This window comes from Anaerotruncus sp. 1XD42-93 (assembly GCF_009917605.1).
In the GTDB taxonomy this organism is placed as follows: Bacteria; Bacillota; Clostridia; order Oscillospirales; family Ruminococcaceae; genus Anaerotruncus.
In genome coordinates this window covers 1-4922 of sequence record NZ_QZEG01000104.1, presented here as the reverse complement: position 1 = coordinate 4922, position 4922 = coordinate 1, and the positions used below count along the sequence as shown (strand labels likewise).

Below are 4922 nucleotides of genomic sequence, written 5' to 3'. Positions count from 1 at the left end.
GCGTTTTTGAAGTTTTCATCATCCTCCCGCACCTCGGACGCATTGAGCATTTCCAGCAGGGTGGTCATGTTTTTTTCTTCCTCCGGCGCTTCGTACCAGATGTAGGCGATCAGCGCCTGATAGTAGAGGGCTTCGGCTTTTGCCCAAAAATCTTCGCCGCCCTTGCTGTCCTCGCCCTTGGTGTTCTCCATGATGCAGTTGACCAGCTTCAAAATGTCGTTCTCGCAGTAGATATAGCGGAATGGGTTGTACTTCATGGACTGTTTGAAGTCAATCGTATTGAGTATTTTTATCTCATACCCGCCGCGCTGAAGCATTTTCCCACATTCCAGAACGACCGTGCCTTTTGGGTCAGTCACGATATAGCTGGCGTTCATCTGCATGAGGTTGGGCTTAATGTGGAAGCGGGTCTTGCCGGAGCCGGAACCGCCGATCACCAGCACATTTTTGTTGATATTGTACTTGGGGATTTTGTTCCTCCCCACCATGACGCGCTCTGTCTGCGTCAGGAGAATGTTCTGGTCGAATTGGGGATTGATGAAAGGCTTAATATCGTCGGAATTTCCCCAACGCGCCGAACCATACTCAACTCCGTGGCGGTATTTCTTGGCGTTTTTCGCCTTGAAATAAACCACGGCCCGGATAATGACTGCGCCGGCAGCGCCAAACAGCAGGTCGCGGGGGTGGAAGCTGGGCAGCGGGTTTTTGGAAATCAGCGCCCCCAGGCCCGATACCGCGCCCATTGCCTTTGTCACCATATCCGCGCCCTCTGCCAGCCGGCAGCCCTCCGCCACACGGTTGAAAAACCAGAAGATGAACACATAAGGCAGGTTAGGGAGCAGGATTTTCTTTACATCCAGTTTCACAGTTCAACGCCCCCTTTCTCCCGGTTTTTGGCGGTATCCCGCGTCAGGTTCTTTGCAATCTCCTTGAAATGGGAAAGCTGGCCTAACAGTGACGGCTTCTTCTGCGCGGAGCGGTTCAGGCTTTTCCCGGCATACTCGGCAAAGGCGGCGTTCAGTGCATCCGCGTCCCGTGCCTTGAAAAAGACAAGGTATTTCCCTTGCGCCGGGTCTTTTTTCAGCGCAAAGTCCACCCCGTATTTCCGCGCCACACGCTCAAAGGACTTGATATTTTTGCCGGTAATCTCAATGTTTTGAACGCCTGCGCCCTGGCTTACAAGCTGCTTCACGGTCTGCTTGCCGTGGTGGATTTTTGGGTTTTGGGCCTGTGCCAGATACTTCCGAATGGCCCATTTCAGCAGGCCGGCGGTCAGCCTGCCGCCTGCTTTGCCGACCTTGATGGTGAGAGCCACAGATTTTTCGCGTACTTCATCCTGCATGATGCATTACCTCCTTTCCTGCAAGCGGCAGGCTGTTTCATCGGGCCTCGCCGCCTTTTGCCCGTTCCTCCGGGGCGGGATGCTGGCGGGCTTCTTTCATAGCGGCGCGGAGCTGTTCCCGCACGGACAGTTTTGCCGGCGGTTCCGGCTTTGCCAGTTCAAAGATTTCCCGCGCCCTGGTTTCCCGCAGCAGGTCGCAGATTGGGAAACTGTATTCATGCTCATTCATTTCCCAGCAGTAGCGGGCTGCTTCCAGCGGATCGGCAAATTGCAGCAGGGCATCCACTTCTGCAGGGTCAAACTGGTGGGCTGTTTTCAGGTAACAGTGAACCTCTGCCAGCCCTTGCAGTTGGTACACATCCACAATCTGCGGGCCGTTCCCCTCTGTCAGTTTTGCCGCATGATCCAGCAGGTTTTTATCCAGCTTTTCCATAAGCTGTTGCTTTGCTTCAACTTCGATAATGCTCACCTCTTTTCATTTTGGGATTTTCTTCAAAGGCTGGTGGGTTGACTAAGGCGGAACCAGCAGGCGGCGGAGTAAATATTTCATGCGCCGTCCTCCATTTCCTCGCGGGCAAACCGGGCGTCTAACTTTTCGATGCTCCAACGCTCCTTAAACTGTCCAAGGGGGCCTGCGCCAAACTGCGCCCGCGCCCGGTTGTCCATATCCCACAGCCGCGTCCACAGTTCAGGGTGGTGCTGGCGCAGCTTGCGGAGTTCACCGATCCGTTGCAAGGGACAGCACCAGCAGGAAGCGCGGTGGTAGATTTTATAAAGTCCGCCAAAGTCAAAGCCCCGGTCATAGCAGATTTGTAAAGCCTGTGCTTCGGTGATGCCCCATTCCACCAGCGGATAACGGTGGTTCGGGTCGTCTTTGCAGCGTTGGGACTCATCGGCGGCAATGCCGATATAGTGCAGGGCGTTCTTTTCTTTTTTCAGCCGGTTGACCTCTTTGGCGATCAGGTGTGTTTTAAGCTGGCCGGTACACCAGCGAACCTTAATTCCCGGCCAGCCATAGCCGGTTGCTGGCTGTCCCTGGGCGGCACGGCGGGCAATTGCACGGGGCTGTTTCATGGGTGCGTCAAACATCATCCACTCAAATCCATGCGAATGTCGCAGGGTGGTGATGTGGATGCCCCGTTCACGGTACAAAAGCGCGTCCAGTTTGGCGATATGCGCCGCCATTTCGGGGAAGTCCATGCCGGTATCCGCAAATATCACGTTGTCAATCGGCATCCCTTTTTCCAGCATCAGCAGCAATAAAGCAGACGAATCCTTGCCGCCGCTCAGTCCAACCGAATGGTATTCTGCCGATGAAAAACCGCCGCAGTCCTGCAAACTGCGACGGTCAGTATTGGTATTTTGTTTTGCCATTTTATGCCCCGCTTTCCGTGCCGCCCCATTTGGTCAGCACCACGGATTCGCCGCTTGCCATGCCGCCCCAAAGCCTGCCAGCGGTTTCGGCAAACTCGGCAGACGAAGCGCAGATGTGGTCTGTCCCCAGCATCATAAACTCGCCAGGTCTGGCGAAAAGGCACTGAAACTCGGCTTGCTGGGCAGGGGAAAGGGAACAGAAGCCCTCCTCGTCTGAAAGCCCGCACAGCAGGAATGTACCGCTGATGCACTCGTTTACAAAGGGATTGCAGCGGTTGGGCGGCAGTCCCTGACGGTTAGCGTCCTCGTTGTAGAGCAGCATGACCCGATGGGGCAGGAAACAGCCCATTGCCAACTCGCCGCCGATAAGCTGTGAAAAAGTTTCCAGCGAGTTGTCCACCCGCGCCGGTCTGGGCGGTCTGCCCGGTTCCACTACCAGAATGTTGATTTCATGTTCCATGCAAAAGTCCTCCTTTGGTTTGATTGATGTATTGCAAAGCACCGGGCGGCTTAACCGTCCAGCAGCCCGTGCGCCATATCGTGGCTGACAAGGGATGTGTAATACTGCCCCATCGTGACGGGGGCGTTGTAGAGCGCCGCCAGCGTGTACGCCTTGATGTTGCCAATCTTGGCAGTATTGCTTTTCAGGCTGTCCATGACATAGCCAATATGTTCGCTGTTCAGCTTCAGGAACCGGCTTTTGACAACCTCGGTGGGTACTTCCTGCCCGCAGATACGGACAGATTCCCGTGTGGAGCAGCAGATTTCAAGCATTAACTCCACATAGCCGTCCAGCAAGTCCTTGTCCCAGGGGTTCCGTTCCAGAAGAATGTCATAGTCAATATTTTCTAAAATCAGTTCGCGGCAGCTTTCCATCTCATCCAATCCCATCCTGCGCGGAGCGCGTTTACCAGCAGGAGAAGAAACCGCTGAGGGGGCAGGGGGTGTGATGGATAGATCAGTATCGCTTTTTTCAGTTTTATTTATATCAGTATTATTAGGGGCGGAAATTCCGCACTCTTGACCGCTGGTTTTCAGGGGTGCAGACTGCGGTTTTTCAGCAGTCTTGACTGCGGCACTGTCAAGCGGTCTTGACGGCTGGTTTTCCGCAGTCTGAACCGGCGCAGAGTGTTCCGGCTCCAGAATGAAGTTCTTAACGTAAATCCGGGCGGGGTGTCCCTGGCCCTGTTTTTTCCGTTCCACAAGACCGATGCCCTCCAATTCGCGGAACAGCTTCGTCGCCTTGTCCTTGCCGCAGTCCAGCATGGTCATGACTTCCTCCTGGGTGAAGTAGAGGAACACGCGCCCGTTATCGTCCAGCCAGCCATTGCGGGCAGACAGCCCCATGCGGTCAAGCAAAAGGCCGTACAGCACCTTTGCTTCCAGCGATACGCCCTTGTAGCGGCGGTCGGTCAAAAGAATTTTCGGGATGCGGTAGAAGCTGTACTGGTCAGCTTCATTCCCGTAGTAGTAATTCAGATTCAAAGTTTCCGGCATTTTGAAAGCCTCCTGTCTAAATGAAAAAAGCCCCGGTGATTTACGTCACCAGGGCAGAGTTATCTATAACAAAAAAGCCGCGCAGTAGCTGAACATCCGTCAGTTACTGTGCGGCTGATATGAATTAAAATCGGTATTACCGGGTTGCTGCCCGTTTGTCCTTTATGTGAAATGGTTCCTTATCACCTCCCAGTCTGCCCCCACCAAAGGGCGTATTGTAATGGAAAAAGAATGGTGGCAAATCCGAAAATCCTCTCTGATTAAGATTGCTCATGGATTTCTTCGTTTTCAGAAAACAACAACATATAGTGATATATACGTTTTTATTTCTGTATTTAGTGTCATATGCGCGCTTTACAACACCTGAGCAACCTTGGTAATAATGGGTTTTCCGATTTGTCCTTATTATACCGTAAGGGCATACTTTTGCAACTTCACTGCTGGAAGCTGGGCTGGATATCCGATATATCCAATCTCTGTTGGGACACAGCTCCATCTCAACCACGCAAATCTATACCCATGTGACTGTCAATCGGCTTACCTCACTTCTGGCAGAAAAGCATCCAAGAGGAAAGATGACCTTTTCACTTTAATTTTGCACGCAACACCGCTGAATATTCAGCGGTGTTTTTCCTGTAAGATAATCAGAAATTATCGGCTGATCTGGTTATGAAAGATAAAAAGAGGGAGTTTAGGAGAAAAAGATGAG

At 52.8% G+C, this 4922-nt stretch carries 6 protein-coding genes and 1 pseudogene; 1 reads left to right on the top strand and 6 read right to left on the bottom strand.

All coding sequences use genetic code 11. The features are described 5' to 3' along the window. The 6 genes from D5269_RS16790 to D5269_RS16765 all read right to left on the bottom strand — a co-directional run. The coding region (locus tag D5269_RS16790) for a type IV secretory system conjugative DNA transfer family protein (RefSeq protein WP_158605054.1) at positions 1–866 on the bottom strand (866 nt) is incomplete at its 3' end. After that, complete coding sequence (locus tag D5269_RS16785; protein WP_010815326.1) at positions 863–1342, bottom strand: PcfB family protein; 480 nt, start codon at positions 1340–1342, stop codon at positions 863–865. The genes D5269_RS16790 and D5269_RS16785, both read right to left, overlap by 4 nt. Positions 1343–1379: 37 nt before the next feature. Then, positions 1380–1811 (bottom strand): hypothetical protein, encoded by a 432-nt coding sequence (locus D5269_RS16780; protein ID WP_085951414.1) that lies wholly within the window; start codon positions 1809–1811, stop codon positions 1380–1382. Between the two features lie 77 nt (positions 1812–1888). Continuing rightward, complete coding sequence (locus D5269_RS16775; RefSeq protein ID WP_120487067.1) at positions 1889–2716, bottom strand: phosphoadenosine phosphosulfate reductase family protein; 828 nt, start codon at positions 2714–2716, stop codon at positions 1889–1891. 1 nt (position 2717) lies between these two features. Beyond that, positions 2718–3176 (bottom strand): DUF3846 domain-containing protein, encoded by a 459-nt coding sequence (locus D5269_RS16770; RefSeq protein ID WP_120487066.1) that lies wholly within the window; start codon positions 3174–3176, stop codon positions 2718–2720. Between the two features lie 50 nt (positions 3177–3226). Continuing rightward, the gene (locus D5269_RS16765) at positions 3227–4213 is read right to left on the bottom strand and encodes a DUF6017 domain-containing protein (RefSeq protein ID WP_120487065.1); all 987 of its coding nucleotides are present in this window, start codon (positions 4211–4213) and stop codon (positions 3227–3229) included. A gap of 431 nt (positions 4214–4644) precedes the next feature. On the opposite strand from D5269_RS16765, the pseudogene D5269_RS16760 reads away from it, so the two are divergent. Next, positions 4645–4806 (top strand): annotated as a pseudogene (locus tag D5269_RS16760) (tyrosine-type recombinase/integrase); the annotation flags it as partial. Between the last annotated feature and the right edge of the window lie 116 nt (positions 4807–4922).

Bases quoted from the DNA above. Each gene is read 5' to 3' on its own strand.
- D5269_RS16785 (WP_010815326.1), bottom strand. From the start codon at position 1,342: ATGCAGGATGAAGTACGCGAAAAATCTGTGGCTCTCACCATCAAGGTC.
- D5269_RS16775 (WP_120487067.1), bottom strand. From the start codon at position 2,716: ATGGCAAAACAAAATACCAATACTGACCGTCGCAGTTTGCAGGACTGC.
- D5269_RS16770 (WP_120487066.1), bottom strand. From the start codon at position 3,176: ATGGAACATGAAATCAACATTCTGGTAGTGGAACCGGGCAGACCGCCC.
- D5269_RS16765 (WP_120487065.1), bottom strand. From the start codon at position 4,213: ATGCCGGAAACTTTGAATCTGAATTACTACTACGGGAATGAAGCTGAC.